This window comes from Candidatus Thalassolituus haligoni (genome assembly GCF_041222825.1).
Taxonomy (GTDB): Bacteria; Pseudomonadota; Gammaproteobacteria; order Pseudomonadales; family Oceanobacteraceae; genus Oceanobacter; species Oceanobacter antarcticus.
In genome coordinates this window covers 2,274,567-2,289,872 of the sequence record NZ_CP139482.1, presented here as the reverse complement: position 1 = coordinate 2,289,872, position 15,306 = coordinate 2,274,567, and the positions used below count along the sequence as shown (strand labels likewise).

Genomic DNA, 15,306 nt, shown 5'->3' with positions numbered 1-15,306 from the left:
AAATACAGTCCCAAGGGTCAGTCCAGAGGCACGCTGCCAACGTAGATCAGTTTGTCGCGGGTGTTGTATTTCATCACCTGCATATGTTGCGGCTCCGGGGTGTTGCCACTGAGTGCCGCCATGATGCTGGTGTGGGCTACCAGCACCAACAGATTCTTGTGGTTGTATTGCAGATCGTTGGCCCAGCTTTTGAGTTGCATGATTTGCAGCTTGCGGGCCGTCTCGGAGTCGGCTGGCAAGTCGTTCAGTAGCGCCATTTCATGCACATAACCCAGCCCCAGTCGCGTGGCGGTTTCCAGTGCCGGGCACCACTGGCTGGAGTAGGTAAGTGCCTTGCGGATATCGTGGCGCCGCAGTGAGTTGTAAAAATGGCGGGCTACCGTTGCACCATGATCGGTCAGGTTAAAACGCTGATAACACTTGGCAGTGTCCGGGCTGGCAGGGCGTTGATCACCATGCGCTTCTGCGGCCGGAATCAGTAATACGTATCCGGGGTTTTGTCTCAATTCTTTCCATAACGCCTGATCGGCGATGCGCTGTTCATAGTCATCCAGCGGTTTGGCGTCTTTTTTTGCGGATGCACCCTGAGCGATCCCGGCCAGCAGTGTCAGCGCCAGCAGGACAACAACTCGCAATTGATAGGTAAAAAGAAAAAGAAACGGATGTGGGCGGGCATTTCTGGACATGGCGGATTTTTCGTTGCTCGGACAGTGCGCCTACTTTATGCGGATGCGGCGATGACGTCACCCGACTTTTTAGACGCAAGCGAAACGCAGGTGACGTCATCGCCAATCCGGTGTACCTGTCGCATGGCCAATTAAGTGTGGCAAGGCCGGGTTTAATCGATGTGTAATGTCCCCAGCACGGTAACGTTGCCAGCAGCCTCTTTTTCGAGCACGACCAGATCACCGGAACGGGTATGTACCCCGGTTTTGGCGGTGATGTTCGCCTGGTGGGTGATTAGCATGGTGGGCGTGGGAAATGTCTGGCTACTGATCCAGCGGTCGAGCGCTTCTTGTTGTGGGCGGTGACTATCCTGGCCATGAGGGAGTTTGTCGAGTGCGGCCAGTGTGTTGATTGCCCCCAGCATTAACAGTCGTGCGGTGTCTTGCGTGCGGCACCACTGACTGACGAACAGTTGCGCACTGTTGATGCCGTGCTGGCGTAGGGCGTCGCCGATGCGGCTGGCGTGTTTTTCGCCATCGTCGGATAAATTTCTCTGGGTGGTGCAATCGGTCAGGTCAAAGTTGGCCGGGTCACCAAATCCGGGAGCACGGGCAGAGCGCATCATCAGAAAGTGGCCGGGTTGCTGTAATTGTTGCCACAACTGGGCCTCGGTGAGGGCAGGGTCTGCCTGCAGGGTAACGGGCAGGATCATTAATAGCAGGATGCGCTGCAGGTATGAAGACAGGCTGTTGGGTGCAAAGCGGTAGGTCTTGTTCTGAAAAGTCATAACGTCGACTCCTTGCCGGGACAGCGTAAGTGATAAAGCCTGGAACGCTGCCCGCAAGCAAGTCGCGATTGGTCAGCGTCGATAACGTCTGGTCAGGTCGCCGTAGGCATCTACCCGGCGATCGCGAAAGTAGGGCCAGATGCGTCTGAGTTGTTCAGTACGGCCCATGTCGATGCTGGCCATCAGCACTTGTTCGGTGGTGCGGTCTGCCTGGGCCAGGAATTCACCCTGGCCGCCACAAATAAAACTGTTACCCCAAAACAGAATGCCGTCAGTGACGCCGGTCGGGTCTGCTTCGTGGCCAATACGGTTGATGGCAATAACCGGCAGGTTGTTGGCCACGGCATGACCCCGTTGAACGGTGATCCAGGCGTCGGTCTGACGTTCGTTCTCATCCGCCTGTTCTTGGGGTTCCCAACCGATGGCGGTCGGATAGATCAGGATGTCGGCATCTGCCAGCGCCATCAGACGGGCGGCTTCCGGATACCACTGATCCCAGCACACCAGTACCCCCAGTTTACCGATAGACGTTTCAATCGGATGAAAACCTGGCTCATCCGCATCGCCAGGGGTGAAATAATATTTCTCGTAGAAGCCGGGGTCGTCCGGGATGTGCATTTTGCGGTAAAAACCGGCCAGTTCAGCCGAGCCATCGAATACCAGCGCGGTATTGTGGTAAACGCCCTTGGCACGGCGTTCAAAAATGGAACCGACGATCACCAGCTTCAGTTCAGCGGCCAGTGCTCCCAGGCGTTGTGCGGTGGGTCCGTCGATGGCTTCTGCCAGATCAAAGACACCAGCGTCCTGATGCTGGCAAAAATACGGCCCGGCATGCAGCTCTTGCAGGCACACCAGTCGGGCGTGTTGGGCCGCGGCATCCCGAATCAATTGCTCGGTACGATCCAGTGTGGCGGCCTGGCTGCCATGCCAGGCTTGTTGGATAGCAGCGACTTGTAACTGGGTTGAGTCAGACATGGCTGGTCTCCTGATGAATTTGCATGGTTAAGCAGTGCAGGGAACCGTACTGCTCGACGACGGGGCGGCAGTTGATCGGGTGAACCCAGTGGCTGGGGAAGGCCTGCATGATGCGCTCGACAGCGATGGCATCTTCGGCAACCCCGTAGATCGGTAACAATATGGCCTGATTGATGATCAGAAAGTTGGCATAGGTGGCGGGCAGGCGTTCGCCGTCACTGCTCAGAATCGGACTGGGCAGCGGCAGTGGAATCAGCTGATAGGGCTGGCCATTACGCTGGCGCAAGGTGTGTAATTCCTGCTCCATGGCATGCAGGGATGGGTAGTGGTCATCGGACTGGCGAGCCTTGCAGTAAGCAATGCTGGTTGGTGAACAAAAGCGCGCCAGGGTATCAATATGAGCGTCGGTGTCGTCGCCTTGCAGATGGCCGTGCTTGAGCCACAATACCCGGTCAATGCCGAGATCTTCGGCCAGTCGTGCTTCGATCATGCCTTTGGTCAGGGTGGGGTTACGATTCGGGTTCAGCAGGCAGTTTTCGGTGGTCAGCAAGGTGCCACGACCATCGGTTTCGAGGCTGCCACCTTCCAGAATCCAGCTACCAGCATGTAATTGGGTGTCGCCATAGGCACCCAATTGCTGCAGTGTCGCACTGATCTGGTTGTCTTTGTCATGACTGTATTTGCCACCCCAGCCATTAAACAGAAAGTCCACCAGCGTCAGCTGGCCGTTGCGATACACACTGATCGGGCCATGGTCGCGTGCCCAGGTGTCGTTGTTGTCGGCGCGAAAAATGGCTACCTGGGCATGATTCTGGTAGAGATGCCGCAGACGACTGGCATCCTGATCAGAGCCGCAACTGATGATGACTCGCTGATGCTGGCTGATGCAGGAAACCAGGGCGTGAAAGACCGGCTCGATACGAGGTAAAAAGGGTGCCCAGTCACTGGTTCTGGTCGGCCAGGTGAGTTGTACGGCAGTTTGCGGTTCCCATTCGGCGGGCATGCGTTTCTTCAATGACGGGCTCTCTCGATGCTGCTGCCGCTGCTGGCGGCAAACGAATGTGCTGAACTCTGGCCAGGGGGCAGGTTCTCAATGGCGCGATTATCGCAACTTTTGCCGCCGGGTACAGGGCGAGATTCGCCTTTGTCGTCGCTCTCGGGCAAACTTGCGCCTCCCTGAGTGGCTGGAGTGCCATCAGATGTCTTTCGGATTACAGGAACGGGTTAATTATGTCGTTGTCTCCGGGCAGTTTGCCGCTGGGAATTGGTCTGCGTTATCTGTCGGCCAAGCGCCGCAATCACTTTATTTCGTTTATATCAGCATCCTCCATGGTGGGCATGACTCTGGGGGTGGCGGTGCTGATTCTGGTGTTGTCGGTGATGAACGGATTTGATCGGGAGTTGCGCCAGCGCATTCTCGGGATGGTGCCACACGGTGTGTTGTATCAGGCCGGTGGCATTCAGGACTGGCAAGAGCTGGCCGCACGGGTGGATCAGTTTCCCGGTGTAGAAGCCAGTGCGCCGCTGACACGACTGCAAGGCATGATGGGGGCGAACGGTCGTGTCAGGGGAGTGATTGTGACGGGGGTGGCACCCGAAGCGGAAGCACGGGTCTCTATTCTTCCTGAACATATGACAGAAGGTTCGATAACCGATCTGTTACCCGGTGAGTACGGTGTGCTGCTGGGTGATTTGTTGGCACGCAGCCTGAATGTGGTGGTGGGTGACAAGCTGACGCTGATGCTGCCAGAGGCAACCCTCAGCCCGGCGGGTGTTATTCCCCGTGTACGGCGGCTGACGGTGGTGGGTATTTTTTCCGTCGGTGCCGAACTGGATTCCAATCTGGCGGTGATTCATTTGCAGGATGCGGCCAAGTTGGGCCGCCTGAACGGTGAAGCCGAGTCGTTACGCATCAAGTTCACTAATCTGTTTGAGGCACCGACATTGATCTGGCAGCTGGTGAATAAACTCGACGGCTTGTATTCCGGCAGTGACTGGACTCGTACCCAGGGCAATCTGTTTTCTGCCATCCGTATGGAAAAAACCATGATTGGTTTGTTACTGCTGATGATTGTTGCGGTGGCGGCCTTTAATATTATTTCTACCCTGGTGATGGTGGTCACCGACAAACAGGCAGATATTGCCATACTGCGCACTATGGGTGCCAAACCCCGTACGATTATGGCGATTTTTATGGTGCAGGGGTTGTCGATCGGAATCGTCGGGGTGGTGCTGGGTACGGTGTTGGGTGTGATTGCTGCCTTGACGATTTCGGATCTGGTGGCCTGGGCGGAGAAGCTGTTCGGTTTTCAGATTCTCAGTTCCGATGTCTATTTTATTTCCTACCTGCCATCACAATTGTTGTTGAGTGATGTGGCGGTGATCATGTCGGCGTCCTTGTTGTTGAGTTTTCTCGCCACACTTTATCCATCCTGGCGCGCTTCTCGAGTACAGCCTGCGGAGGCTCTGCGTTATGAATAATTCGGTTGCGGTTCTGATTGCCAGGGGATTACGTAAAACCTACACCAGTGGCCCACAGTCGGTCACTGTCTGGAAAGACGTGGATATAGAACTGGCGGCTGGCGAGACGCTGGCGATTGTTGGTTCGTCTGGTTCCGGAAAAACCACCTTGCTGAATGTGCTGGGCGGGCTGGATTCGCTGGATGAAGGACAGGTACTGCTGGCCGGTGAAGATGTTCATGCGCTGGGAGAAGCGGCGCGCACCCGTTTGCGTAACCAGAGTATTGGTTTTGTTTACCAGTTTCACCATTTGCTGCCGGAGTTTTCTGCGCTGGAAAACGTGATGCTGCCACAATTGCTGGCCGGGATTGCGACGCCCTTGGCCGAGCAGCGTGCATTAGAATGCCTGGAACGTCTGGGGATGGCATCGCGGCGTGATCACAAACCGTCCGAATTGTCGGGTGGCGAACGACAGCGTACCGCTATTGCCCGAGCAATCGTCAATCGGCCACGGCTGGTGTTGATGGATGAGCCAACCGGTAATCTCGATCAGCAAACCGCTGCTCAGGTTGAGGCGGTGATGCTGGAGCTGATCGAACAGGTAGATACTGCTTTTGTACTGGTGACTCATGATGAATCACTGGCGCGGCGCATGAATCGCTGTTTGCGGCTCAAAGGGCAAACACTGGTGCCTGTCGAGGTGGATGCCGTGGTGGCGTCGGCCTGACACCACTACCAACTCTCTCCTTGTTCGCTCTTTGCCGGTTCAGGGCTTGTTGTCGATTTCTTCGTTGGTGTCGGTAACACTGTTGTGTGTGTTGCTGGCGGGAGGGGTGGCAGTGTCGTGATGACCTGTCACCGCTTCCTTGACGGCTTTCGGGACTCGGGCCGCGCGTTTTTTCCAGTTGTCCCAGACGTGCTTGCGCCAGCTCCAATCGACAATAAAATAGCCGATAACTCCCAGTACAATACCGGTCGTGAGTGAACCGACCACCAATGGCTCCCAGACCTGGGCGAGTTCGGTCAGTACCCAGTTTAACGACAATTCGATATGAAATTCTCGCGTCGGGGTGCTGAGCATCCAGGTTCCGAGCAAGTAGGTGGCGTAAAACAGCGGTGGAATGGTCACCGGGTTACTGATCCAGACCAAGCCAACCGAGATCGGGACGTTGGCGTTGGCGTAAAATGCGATCAGTGCGGCTATACCCATTTGAAATGGCAACGGCAGGAATGCCGCAAATAGCCCAACCAAAAACGCTCTGGCGACGGAGCGACGATTCAGGTGCCACAGGTTGGTCTTGGCAAATAACGGTGACAGGAACTGCAGGGACTTGTTGGCCTGAACCTGTTCCGGTGTCGGGAAAATACGCTTGAAAAATTTCTTTGGCATGAGAGCCGCCGTTGCTTGAATGCGCGGCGATTATGCCGATTCTGCCAGGGAGTGGCAATGCAACATCTGTGTGTGGCAGCGGGCGCGGGCGTGATACTGGGAGTTCTGGTTCCTGGGAGCGGGTGTTTTTTACTGGCTCTGTGGATCATGCTACTTGTCGGGCGGCAGTTATGCCGTATTTGTCTGGCTCCGTCGGATGTTTCGTTAGCGGGCGCAGCTTGCCGTATTCTCAACAATGTCCGGGTTTTGGCTGTCGTGTCGGCGTTGTTGATCGCCAGCCTATATGGCCAGATCTGGCTGTCCTTCCAATTGCAGCACCGCTTGTCAGCCAGTCTGGATGGTACTGATGTCGAGCTGGTTTTGCGTATTGTTGCTCGCGAGGGCGACAGCTCGCCAGCATCCGGCTCATCAAGCAAGCCAGCACAACCAAATATCTATCAAAAAGTGACCGTTGATGTGGTGCAAGTGTTGTCGGTTGCTGACTTGCCGGAGGGGCAGGCCTTGCCACCCTTGCGGCGTCTGGTGCTTGGTTATTATCAGGGCGAGCCTGAGCTGCGAGTCGGGGAGGCACTTCAGGTGCGTGTCCGGTTACGGGCGATCCGCGCTTTTGCCAATGCCTTGCCGTTTGATTATGAAGCCTGGATGCTGCGTCAAGGCGTGGATGCCCGTGGCTATATTCGCGCTGTTATTCCAGCTGAGGGTGAGCTGAAAGAGCCACATCCTCTGGTCAGCGAGTCTTTGCTGTTGAATCTGCGCCAGCGCTGGTTGACACAATTACAGCAAATCCCCTCTGAAGCCGTTAGACGCTGGGTGTCGGGTCTGGTATTTGGGGTTCAGGATGCCTTTTTGCCCCGCCACTGGCAGTTGGCGCGGGATACCGGAACCCTGCACCTGTTGGTGGTGAGCGGCTTGCATCTGGGGCTGGTTGCCGGTGTATGTGGCGTGTTGGTTGGACTGGTCGTGCGCTTGCTGGCACCGGCGTATGAAATCAACGCCCGTTGGCGTTTGTGGGGAAGCGGGTTGTTGATCGCCGGGATGTGTCTGGTTTATGCGGTATTGGCAGGCGCTGGCATTGCCTTGCAGCGCGCCTGGATCATGTTATTGGTGGTATTGATTGTGCTGGGGCTCAGGCGTCGTCTGGCGCCGGTGGCTGCACTGTCCTATGCCTTTCTGATTGTACTGCTGGTTAACCCGCTGATGTTTACCGCCGCCGGATTTGGCTTTTCCATGATGGCGGTGGCCGCTTTGCTGTTGTTTCTGGGCGGGCGCCGTGTGAGCTGGCGGCAAGGCGTCTGGTTGCCGCAATGGCTGGTGTTTTGTGCGCTGCTGCCACTGATGTTGTGGTGGGGGCAGGCAGTTGGACTGGTACATCTGTTGTGTAATGCCGTTGCCATTCCGCTGCTGGGTCTGACGTTATTGCCGTTGGCTTTTCTGGTGCTGATTTGGCCTGCAGAGTGGGCGATCGAATGGATTGAACAGCTGGATCGTTTCTGGTGGCAGGGGCTGGAGATGGCTCTCGATTGGCCCTTGCCAGTGGTTACAGCGCTGCCTGATACCTTGCTGATCACTTTTATTCTGTTGCTACCGCTGGTGTATCTGGGATTGCGGCCCGGGGTGTCTTTTCTTGTGATGCTGGCGGCTCTGGCTGTGGTGTTTTCCCCCGCAAGCTGGCACGCCCCGGTAGCGCCACAGTTGCGCTTGCTGGATGTCGGCCAAGGCCAGAGTCTGGTTGCCAGTGTTGGCGGGCGGGCGCTGGTGTATGACCTTGGCCCGGCATTCGGGCCCGATTTTAGTGCCACAGAATTTATGCTATTGCCGTCCTTGCGGCGGCTGGGTAATCCTCAGGTAACCGACTTGATTCTCAGTCATAGCGATATTGATCATGCCGGTGGGCTGGAAGTCTGGTTGCAGCAATCGACGCATCATGTCAGTGGCTTTTCCGGTGCCGCCGCCCGGATCTGGCTGGGGCAACCGCCAGAGGCTTATCGGTCATTGATCCGGGATACGGCTGTGCGGTGGCCAACAGCCGCCGTGCGCAGCTGTCATAATGACGATCGATGGCGCAATTTGACCGATGATCACACTGCGGTGTTACCGGTTCGATGGCGGTTTCTGCGGACGTCTGAGCGTCTTCATGAGAATGACAATGATGCCTCCTGTGTGATGCAACTTGAGTGGTTTGGGCATCGAATCCTTGTGCCAGGCGATATTTCCCGCACGGCTGAGCAAACCCTGGTCGATCGTTATGGCGCTGAGTTGCGCTCGGACGTGCTGGTTGCGTCCCATCATGGCAGTGCCAGCAGCTCATCGGAGGTGTTTTTGCAACAGGTGGATCCACAGCAGGTGTGGATTTCGGCAGGATTTAACAATCGCTACCGGCATCCGTCCCCCGTCGTTATTACCCGCCTTGAACACTTGGGAATGGACTGGCTATCCACCATTGATAGTGGCGCAATCTCTATGGATCAGCGCGGGCGCGTGACGGCTGTTCGGGATGCCTGGTTACCCCCTTGGCGGCAACCTTGAGCGTCAGATTAAAAACGGGCCAGTAGTCAGGTGATGATAATGCAACAGCAACATGACCGGGCTGTCAGCGGAGATGTGACCGGGGTTTCAGCCTGTCGGGAAGGCACTGGTGATAGGCTTATACAAGCCGGGGGCTTGTGCTAGAGTAGCGCGCAAATTGACTTATGGAGAGACTGTGCATGTTTGAGATCATCCAGAGCGGTGGTTGGATGATGGTACCAATCATTCTGTGTTCGGTACTGGCATTAGGCATCAGTGTGGAGCGTTTCTGGACGCTGCGTGCAGTACAGATTGCTCCCCCGGACTTGTTGGCCAAGGTCTGGTCGTGGATGAAAAATAAGCAGTTAAATGCTGAACGTATCCGCGAGTTACAGGATTCCTGTCCGCTGGGGCGGGTATTGGCTGCTGGCCTGGTTAACTCCCGTCACGGTCGTCAAATCATGAAAGAAAGCATTGAGGAAGTGGCTTCCCACGAGATTCATGCCATGGAGCGCTATCTGAATGCACTCGGTACGGTTGCCGCTGTTGCCCCCTTGCTGGGGTTGCTGGGTACCGTTATTGGCATGATCAAGGTGTTCTCGGAAATCATGATTCAGGGCACAGGGCAGGCGAGTGTACTGGCTGGCGGTATTTCAGAAGCACTGGTCACGACGGCAGCGGGTCTGGTGATTGCCATTCCGGCCTTGGTTTGCCATCGCATGCTGCAGCGCCGGGTAGATGAAATTGTCGTCTTTATGGAACAGGAAGCCATCAAGCTGGTCGATGTTCTCCATGGTGATCGGGAAGTCGTCGATAACTCAGAGGCCCGGAAGTGAATTTCAAACGCCAGCAGCGAGAGGAGGTGACCGTCAATCTGACGCCTCTGATCGACATTGTTTTTTTGTTGCTGATTTTTTTTATGGTATCGACCACCTTTACTCAGGAAAGCCATCTGAGTATCGACTTGCCGGAAGCTGCCGCCAATGACCAGCGCGTGCCACCGGCATCGATTGAGGTGGTGGTCTCAACGGCAGGGGATTACTCCGTTAATGACCAGCCGCTTGTTAACCAGCAACTGGAGACGTTAAAGAGAGCCATTTTCAAGGTGCTGGATGGTCGCAAGACCGCCCCCCTGATTATCACCGCCGATGCCAATGCGACGCATGCGTCAGTTGTCCGGGCGATGGATGCGGCCGGTCAGCTGGGGCTGATCAATATCAGCATTACCACTCGACAGCCAGCCAATGAGCATTGATACCGATGACGCCCAGGTGGCGAACACGACATTGACGTTCGACGTCCAGACCCTCTATAAACGTCTGTTACGCTATGTCTGGCCCCATAAAGGGGCTTTTTTGATCAGCGTTGTCGGGCTGGCTCTGTACGCATCGGCGCAGCCGGTACTGGCTCATTTGATGGGGCTGGTTGAAGAGACGCTGCGCGAGCCAACGGAGCAGAAAATACTGTTGCTGATCGGCTTGTTGATGGGGACGTTTTTTTATCGTGGCCTTGGCACGTTTCTGGGCAAGTATTTTATCGCCATTGTTGGTCGTAATGTCGTACACGCCTTGCGGGTTGAACTGTTCAATAAAATGACACGGCTGCCAAGTGCTTTTTACGACGGCGAGTCGAGTGGTCGGCTGATCTCACGGGTCACCTTTGATGTTGATCAGGTGTCCGGGGCGTCGACCAGAGCTCTGACCACACTGATCCAGGAAGGTCTGACGGTCATTTTCCTGATGGGCTATCTGATTTATCTGGATTACACCCTGACGCTGGTGTTTCTGGTGCTGGTGCCGTTTATTGTGGCGGTGGTGGGGTTGGCCAGTCGCTTCTTTCGCCGCTACAGTCGCCGGGTGCAGCAGTCGGTAGGGGATGTTACCCAGGTGACCAACGACAGCATCAAGGGTTATCGCGAAGTACGCACCTTTGGCGGTCTGGGATATGAGCGCAAGCGCTTTATGGTGGCCAGTGAATACAATCGCAAGCAGGCGCTCAAGTTTGAATTGACCAACGCCATCAGCGTGCCACTGAGCCAGCAGATTGTATCCATCGGTCTGGGTGTGATGATTTATATCATGTTTCAGCGCGTTGCCGATGGCTCAATGACCAGTGCGGACTTCTTCCAGTTTATTACCGCAGCGTCGCTGATTGCCAAACCGTTACGGGCTCTGACCGATGTCAACGCCATGATTCAGCGCGGTATCGCGGCGGCGGAATCGATCTTCACAGTGCTGGATGCTGATGAAGAGCACGACCAGGGAACTCGGGAAATTGACCGGGCCAAAGGGGACGTGTCACTGGATGACGTGGTCTTGCGCTACGACGGCGCGGTTGAGCCAGCGGTTAACTCCGTAAGCCTTGATGTCACTGCCGGTACTTCGGTCGCCATTGTTGGTAAGTCGGGTAGTGGTAAAACCAGTCTGGTGAACTTGCTGCCCCGATTTTACGATGTCAGCGCCGGGGTCATACGGCTCGACGGCATTGACTTGCGCGAGCTGACGTTGGCCAATCTGCGCCAGCAAATTGCTATTGTCGGCCAGCAGGTGACCCTGTTTGATGGCTCGGTACGTGACAATATCGCCTATGGTACGTTGGGGAAGTATTCCGACGAGCAAGTACTGGCTGCTGCCCATGCAGCCCATGCGGATGAATTTATTGAGCAGTTGCCCGAAGGGTACAATACCCGCTTGGGTGAAAACGGTGTTTTGCTGTCGGGTGGTCAACGCCAACGAATCGCTATAGCCCGAGCCATTCTCAAGGATGCACCGGTGCTGATTCTGGATGAGGCAACGTCGGCTCTGGATACCGGCTCTGAACGTCATATTCAGGCTGCCATGGAAGAAGTCATGAAGGGGCGAACAACCTTTGTGATTGCTCATCGTCTCAGTACGATTGAACGTGTTGACCGGATTCTGGTAATGGATGGCGGACAAGTGGTTGAAGATGGAACCCATCATGAATTACTGGAGCACGGCGGCATCTATTCCCAGCTGTATCTGATGCAGTTTGGATCGGAAAGCTGATATGCCGGTCGCGGGAAAAAAACCAACCAGACTGGCAAGCTGGATCGAACAGCACTGGTACCGTTCGCCAATTTTTAACGCCTGGTTGTTGCCACTGCAATGGCTGTTCTGGCTGCTGGTGATGTCGCGGCGTATTTTTTATGCGCTGTTCCCGCCAGCGGCGGTGGCGGTTCCGGTGATTGTGGTCGGTAATATCAGCGTTGGTGGCACGGGTAAAACGCCACTGATCGTCTGGCTGGCCAATCGCGCCCGCGAGCTGAATATGCGGGTTGGTATTGTCAGTCGTGGTTATGGCGGCTCTGCTGAACATTATCCTCTGGAAGTAACACAAGACACACCTGCTGACGTCTGTGGCGACGAACCTCTCTTGTTGTTTGAACGCTTGGGATGTCCGGTGGTGGTGGATCCGAAACGCCGACGGGCAGTGGAATATCTGGCCGATAAGGTTGATCTGGTGCTGAGTGACGACGGCCTGCAGCATTACGCCATGCCAAGGGTCGCTGAGTTGGTTATTGTCGATGGCAAGCGCGGTTTTGGTAATGGTTGGTTATTGCCTATTGGGCCGTTGCGGGAACCGCAAACCCGACTCGACAGTGTTGATCGGGTGATTGTCAACGGCAAGGATTTTGTACTCCAGCCATTGGCGATGATCAACGCAGTCACTGCCGAACGAGCTGACCTGCTGACACTGGATGCCGGAGAGGTACACGCCGTGGCGGGCATTGGCTCTCCGGAGCGATTTTTTGGCACCTTGCGGCAACTGGGAATGACACCGATTGAGCATCCGTTTGCCGATCACCACCCCTTTACGCCAGAGGACTTGATGTTTGGTGATGACAAGCCCGTGGTAATGACCGAAAAAGACTGGGTGAAATGCCGGTCGTTTGTAAATAAAAATTGCTGGTATCTACCCGTAGATGCGGTGCCCAACCGTGCTACCCGACTGGCGCTGGATACCTTGCTGACAACCTGGGGAGAGAAATACCATGGATAAACAATTACTGGCGATGCTGGTGTGCCCACTGTGCAAGGGCAAATTGAAATACGAGGCCGAGGCACAGGAGCTGCTGTGCACTTTTGACGGGTTGGCTTTTCCAATCAGTGATGGGGTTCCGGTCATGCTCGAAGGTGAGGCTCGTCGTCTGTCGGTCGATGAAAAACTCGACAAGTCGCAATCATCCAATGTCGCCCGCTAGCATGGTAAAGAGAGTCGAACCGTCTTGATCCACCCTGAGGTGATACGTTCAGACGTTGATCTTTCTGCGATGAACACGCTGGCACTGCCTGGCTGTAGTGACTATTTTTCTCGCTTTGAAAGTGCTTCCGAGCTGCTGGATTGTGTTGAATGGGCGTTTGCTCAACAACTGCCAATCCGGATGTTGGGGGGGGGCAGTAATGTCCTGATGCCTCCTCGAGTATCCGGGCTGGTGCTGCAATCCGGTATGACCTCGATAGCGATGCGCTCGGCAACAAAAGAGATGATAAGCGTGGCTGTTGATGCTGGAGTCTGCTGGCATGACTGGGTATTAAAAAGCCTCTCGTTTGGCCATGGTCTTGAAAATCTGGCGCTGATCCCTGGCACTGTTGGTGCAGCACCGGTACAAAACATTGGTGCGTATGGCGTTGAAGTGGCTGAGTTGATTGAGCAGGTAGAAGGCTTTCAGCTCAGTACGCGTCAGTGGCGCATACTGTCGCGCCAGGAATGCCGCTTTGATTATCGGGATTCCATTTTTCGCCATGAGTTGGCGGATGATTTTATTGTGGTTCGGGTGGTGTTTTCACTCAGGCGGCAGTTCGTTGCCAATGTCTCCTATGCGCCGCTGGCACACTGGGCCGCTGAATATTTGTCCGACAAGAATGAACCAATGCTCACTCCTGAAGCCTTGGTCTCGGCCGTCTGTGCCATCCGTCAAACCCGCTTGCCCGATCCTCTGCAACTACCTAATGCCGGGTCATTTTTCAAAAATCCGTTGGTGACTGGCGTGATGGCAGCAGAGTTAAAAGCCTGTCATCCCGATTTGCCGCTGTATCCGGCACGTTTGAAACAGCAGCAAAAGCTCGCCGCTGGCTGGCTGATTGATCAGTGTGGCTGGAAGGGGCGGGGGCTTGGGCCAGTGCGTATGCATCAGCAGCAGGCGCTGGTATTAACCGCCCCAGAACCGGCAACGCTGGCGCAGGTACAGGCTTTGCAACAGGCTGTGGCGGACTCGGTACGGGCGCGTTTTGGTGTTGAACTGGAGCCTGAGCCGCGAATTTTTGGCGATTAGAAAGAGAATTCGCTCAGTACCAGTCCAGATTCTACGGTCCAGCGAATCATCCAGCCATGACTGTCGCTCCAGTCACCCAGAACCCAGCGTTGACGCTGGACACCCTGTTGTTGCCATTGGTGGGTGGCAGGGCGGTGGGTGTGGCCATGAATCATGCTATTGACGTTCGCATTATCCAGCGCCTGGTCTACTTCTGACAACGTAACATCCATGATGTTATTGTCTTTCATCTGGCCGCTTTTCTGGCTTTGGTCGCGGACTTTGCGAGCAAAGGCAATTCGGTCGTCAATGCTTTGGCTGAGGAATTGCTGCTGCCATTGTGGGTTGCGAAACATTTGCCGTACTTGCTGGTATTCCGTATCGCGAGTGCAAAGACTGTCGCCATGGAGTAGCAGGATCTTCGAATCGCCCAATGCGATGGTGGTGTATTCATCAATCAGACTGCCACCAATGCGCTGGCAAAAGTCGGATCCGAGCAGAAAATCACGATTACCATGCATGATAAAAATGTGGCAGCCGCGCTGGCTTAAATCAGCCAGCGCTTGCTCTACCTGACGGGTGAGTCCGGTAGCGATATCATCCCCGATCCAGACCTCAAAAAAATCACCCAGAATGTACAATGCCTCGGCATCGTCCAGTTGCTGGACAAATGCCAGAAAGCCAGCCGTCATCGCTGGCTTTTCAGGGGTCAAGTGCAGATCGGAGATGAAATAAACAGCCATTAGTCGATGATTTCCGCTTTTTCGATAATAACGTCTTCGGCTGGCACGTCCTGGTGGCCCATCTTGGTGGTGGTTTTTACTGCTTTGATACGGTTAATAACATCCATGCCATCAACGACCTTACCAAAGACACAGTAGCCCCAACCTTGCATGTTTTTGCCGGTGTGGTTGAGGAAATCATTGTCCTTGATGTTAATAAAGAACTGGCTGCTGGCAGAATGCGGATCCGAGGTGCGTGCCATTGCCAGTGTGCCGACGGTGTTTTTCAGACCATTGTCGGCTTCGTTTTCAATCGGCGCCTTGCCTTCGGGTTTTTCAGTCATGCTTGGGGCAAAACCACCACCTTGAATCATGAAACCATCGATGACGCGGTGAAAAATCAGGCCATCGTAAAAACCGTCTTTGACGTAGCTTTCAAAGTTCGCTGCAGTTTTTGGGGCTTTTTCGTGGTTCAGCTCAATCTTGATGTCGCCGAAATTGGTTTTAAGCAGGATCATATTCTGTCTTC

General features: G+C 55.1%; 16 protein-coding genes. 9 read left to right on the top strand and 7 right to left on the bottom strand.

Annotation, left to right across the window (positions count from 1 at the left end; translation table 11 throughout):
- Window positions 1–17 precede the first annotated feature (17 nt).
- The 4 genes from SOJ49_RS10265 to SOJ49_RS10250 form a co-directional block, all read right to left on the bottom strand.
- The gene (locus SOJ49_RS10265; protein WP_369854415.1) at window positions 18–686 is read right to left on the bottom strand and encodes a hypothetical protein; all 669 of its coding nucleotides are present in this window, start codon (window positions 684–686) and stop codon (window positions 18–20) included.
- A gap of 152 nt (window positions 687–838) precedes the next feature.
- Window positions 839–1,453 (bottom strand): histidine phosphatase family protein, encoded by a 615-nt coding sequence (locus SOJ49_RS10260; protein ID WP_369854414.1) that lies wholly within the window; start codon window positions 1,451–1,453, stop codon window positions 839–841.
- Between the two features lie 72 nt (window positions 1,454–1,525).
- A complete protein-coding gene (locus SOJ49_RS10255; RefSeq protein ID WP_369854413.1) occupies window positions 1,526–2,428 on the bottom strand; it encodes a carbon-nitrogen hydrolase in 903 nt (300 codons plus the stop codon).
- On the bottom strand, window positions 2,421–3,431 hold the full coding sequence (locus SOJ49_RS10250; RefSeq protein WP_369854412.1) for an agmatine/peptidylarginine deiminase: 1,011 nt from the start codon (window positions 3,429–3,431) through the stop codon (window positions 2,421–2,423). The genes SOJ49_RS10255 and SOJ49_RS10250 overlap by 8 nt, the downstream gene beginning before the upstream one ends.
- A 227-nt stretch (window positions 3,432–3,658) precedes the next feature.
- Between SOJ49_RS10250 and SOJ49_RS10245 the strand changes: the two genes are divergently transcribed.
- Window positions 3,659–4,909: a lipoprotein-releasing ABC transporter permease subunit gene (locus tag SOJ49_RS10245; RefSeq protein WP_369854411.1), complete on the top strand. Its 1,251-nt coding sequence runs from the start codon at window positions 3,659–3,661 to the stop codon at window positions 4,907–4,909.
- The gene (locus SOJ49_RS10240) at window positions 4,902–5,615 is read left to right on the top strand and encodes an ABC transporter ATP-binding protein (RefSeq protein ID WP_369854410.1); all 714 of its coding nucleotides are present in this window, start codon (window positions 4,902–4,904) and stop codon (window positions 5,613–5,615) included. The genes SOJ49_RS10245 and SOJ49_RS10240 overlap by 8 nt, the downstream gene beginning before the upstream one ends.
- Before the next feature lie 39 nt (window positions 5,616–5,654).
- On the opposite strand, the gene SOJ49_RS10235 is transcribed toward SOJ49_RS10240, so the two are convergent.
- Window positions 5,655–6,278, bottom strand: a complete 624-nt coding sequence (locus SOJ49_RS10235; protein ID WP_369854409.1) for a DUF2062 domain-containing protein — start codon at window positions 6,276–6,278, stop codon at window positions 5,655–5,657.
- 57 nt (window positions 6,279–6,335) lie between these two features.
- Between SOJ49_RS10235 and SOJ49_RS10230 the strand changes: the two genes are divergently transcribed.
- From SOJ49_RS10230 to murB, 7 genes are all read left to right on the top strand, one after another.
- A complete protein-coding gene (locus SOJ49_RS10230) occupies window positions 6,336–8,804 on the top strand; it encodes a DNA internalization-related competence protein ComEC/Rec2 (RefSeq protein WP_369854408.1) in 2,469 nt (822 codons plus the stop codon).
- Between the two features lie 179 nt (window positions 8,805–8,983).
- Window positions 8,984–9,619, top strand: coding sequence for a MotA/TolQ/ExbB proton channel family protein (locus SOJ49_RS10225; RefSeq protein ID WP_369854407.1), 636 nt, complete (start codon window positions 8,984–8,986; stop codon window positions 9,617–9,619).
- Window positions 9,616–10,038: an ExbD/TolR family protein gene (locus SOJ49_RS10220; RefSeq protein WP_369854406.1), complete on the top strand. Its 423-nt coding sequence runs from the start codon at window positions 9,616–9,618 to the stop codon at window positions 10,036–10,038. The genes SOJ49_RS10225 and SOJ49_RS10220 overlap by 4 nt, the downstream gene beginning before the upstream one ends.
- Window positions 10,028–11,809, top strand: coding sequence for a lipid A export permease/ATP-binding protein MsbA (gene msbA / locus SOJ49_RS10215; protein ID WP_369854405.1), 1,782 nt, complete (start codon window positions 10,028–10,030; stop codon window positions 11,807–11,809). The genes SOJ49_RS10220 and msbA overlap by 11 nt, the downstream gene beginning before the upstream one ends.
- 1 nt (window position 11,810) lies before the next feature.
- A complete protein-coding gene (gene lpxK / locus SOJ49_RS10210; RefSeq protein WP_369854404.1) occupies window positions 11,811–12,803 on the top strand; it encodes a tetraacyldisaccharide 4'-kinase in 993 nt (330 codons plus the stop codon).
- Complete coding sequence (locus tag SOJ49_RS10205; protein WP_369854403.1) at window positions 12,796–13,005, top strand: Trm112 family protein; 210 nt, start codon at window positions 12,796–12,798, stop codon at window positions 13,003–13,005. Before lpxK ends, SOJ49_RS10205 begins: the two co-directional genes overlap by 8 nt.
- Window positions 13,006–13,029: 24 nt before the next feature.
- Window positions 13,030–14,076, top strand: a complete 1,047-nt coding sequence (murB, locus tag SOJ49_RS10200; protein ID WP_369854401.1) for a UDP-N-acetylmuramate dehydrogenase — start codon at window positions 13,030–13,032, stop codon at window positions 14,074–14,076.
- Here the strand turns inward: murB and SOJ49_RS10195 are convergent.
- Together SOJ49_RS10195 and SOJ49_RS10190 are read right to left on the bottom strand one after the other, a co-directional pair.
- Window positions 14,073–14,798 carry a UDP-2,3-diacylglucosamine diphosphatase gene (locus tag SOJ49_RS10195; protein ID WP_369854400.1) on the bottom strand — a complete coding sequence of 242 codons (726 nt, stop codon included), beginning with the start codon at window positions 14,796–14,798 and terminating at the stop codon, window positions 14,073–14,075. The two genes, murB and SOJ49_RS10195, sit on opposite strands and share 4 nt — an antisense overlap.
- Entirely contained in the window at window positions 14,798–15,295 is a 498-nt protein-coding gene (locus tag SOJ49_RS10190; RefSeq protein WP_369854399.1) for a peptidylprolyl isomerase, read from the bottom strand. The genes SOJ49_RS10195 and SOJ49_RS10190 overlap by 1 nt, the downstream gene beginning before the upstream one ends.
- Window positions 15,296–15,306 lie beyond the last annotated feature (11 nt).

Bases quoted from the DNA above. Each gene is read 5' to 3' on its own strand.
- SOJ49_RS10195 (WP_369854400.1), bottom strand. From the start codon at position 14,798: ATGGCTGTTTATTTCATCTCCGATCTGCACTTGACCCCTGAAAAGCCA.
- SOJ49_RS10255 (WP_369854413.1), bottom strand. From the start codon at position 2,428: ATGTCTGACTCAACCCAGTTACAAGTCGCTGCTATCCAACAAGCCTGG.
- msbA (WP_369854405.1), top strand. From the start codon at position 10,028: ATGAGCATTGATACCGATGACGCCCAGGTGGCGAACACGACATTGACG.
- SOJ49_RS10250 (WP_369854412.1), bottom strand. From the start codon at position 3,431: ATGCCCGCCGAATGGGAACCGCAAACTGCCGTACAACTCACCTGGCCG.
- SOJ49_RS10190 (WP_369854399.1), bottom strand. From the start codon at position 15,295: ATGATCCTGCTTAAAACCAATTTCGGCGACATCAAGATTGAGCTGAAC.
- SOJ49_RS10265 (WP_369854415.1), bottom strand. From the start codon at position 686: ATGTCCAGAAATGCCCGCCCACATCCGTTTCTTTTTCTTTTTACCTAT.
- SOJ49_RS10225 (WP_369854407.1), top strand. From the start codon at position 8,984: ATGTTTGAGATCATCCAGAGCGGTGGTTGGATGATGGTACCAATCATT.
- SOJ49_RS10260 (WP_369854414.1), bottom strand. From the start codon at position 1,453: ATGACTTTTCAGAACAAGACCTACCGCTTTGCACCCAACAGCCTGTCT.
- SOJ49_RS10205 (WP_369854403.1), top strand. From the start codon at position 12,796: ATGGATAAACAATTACTGGCGATGCTGGTGTGCCCACTGTGCAAGGGC.
- lpxK (WP_369854404.1), top strand. From the start codon at position 11,811: ATGCCGGTCGCGGGAAAAAAACCAACCAGACTGGCAAGCTGGATCGAA.
- SOJ49_RS10230 (WP_369854408.1), top strand. From the start codon at position 6,336: ATGCAACATCTGTGTGTGGCAGCGGGCGCGGGCGTGATACTGGGAGTT.
- SOJ49_RS10245 (WP_369854411.1), top strand. From the start codon at position 3,659: ATGTCGTTGTCTCCGGGCAGTTTGCCGCTGGGAATTGGTCTGCGTTAT.
- SOJ49_RS10235 (WP_369854409.1), bottom strand. From the start codon at position 6,278: ATGCCAAAGAAATTTTTCAAGCGTATTTTCCCGACACCGGAACAGGTT.
- SOJ49_RS10240 (WP_369854410.1), top strand. From the start codon at position 4,902: ATGAATAATTCGGTTGCGGTTCTGATTGCCAGGGGATTACGTAAAACC.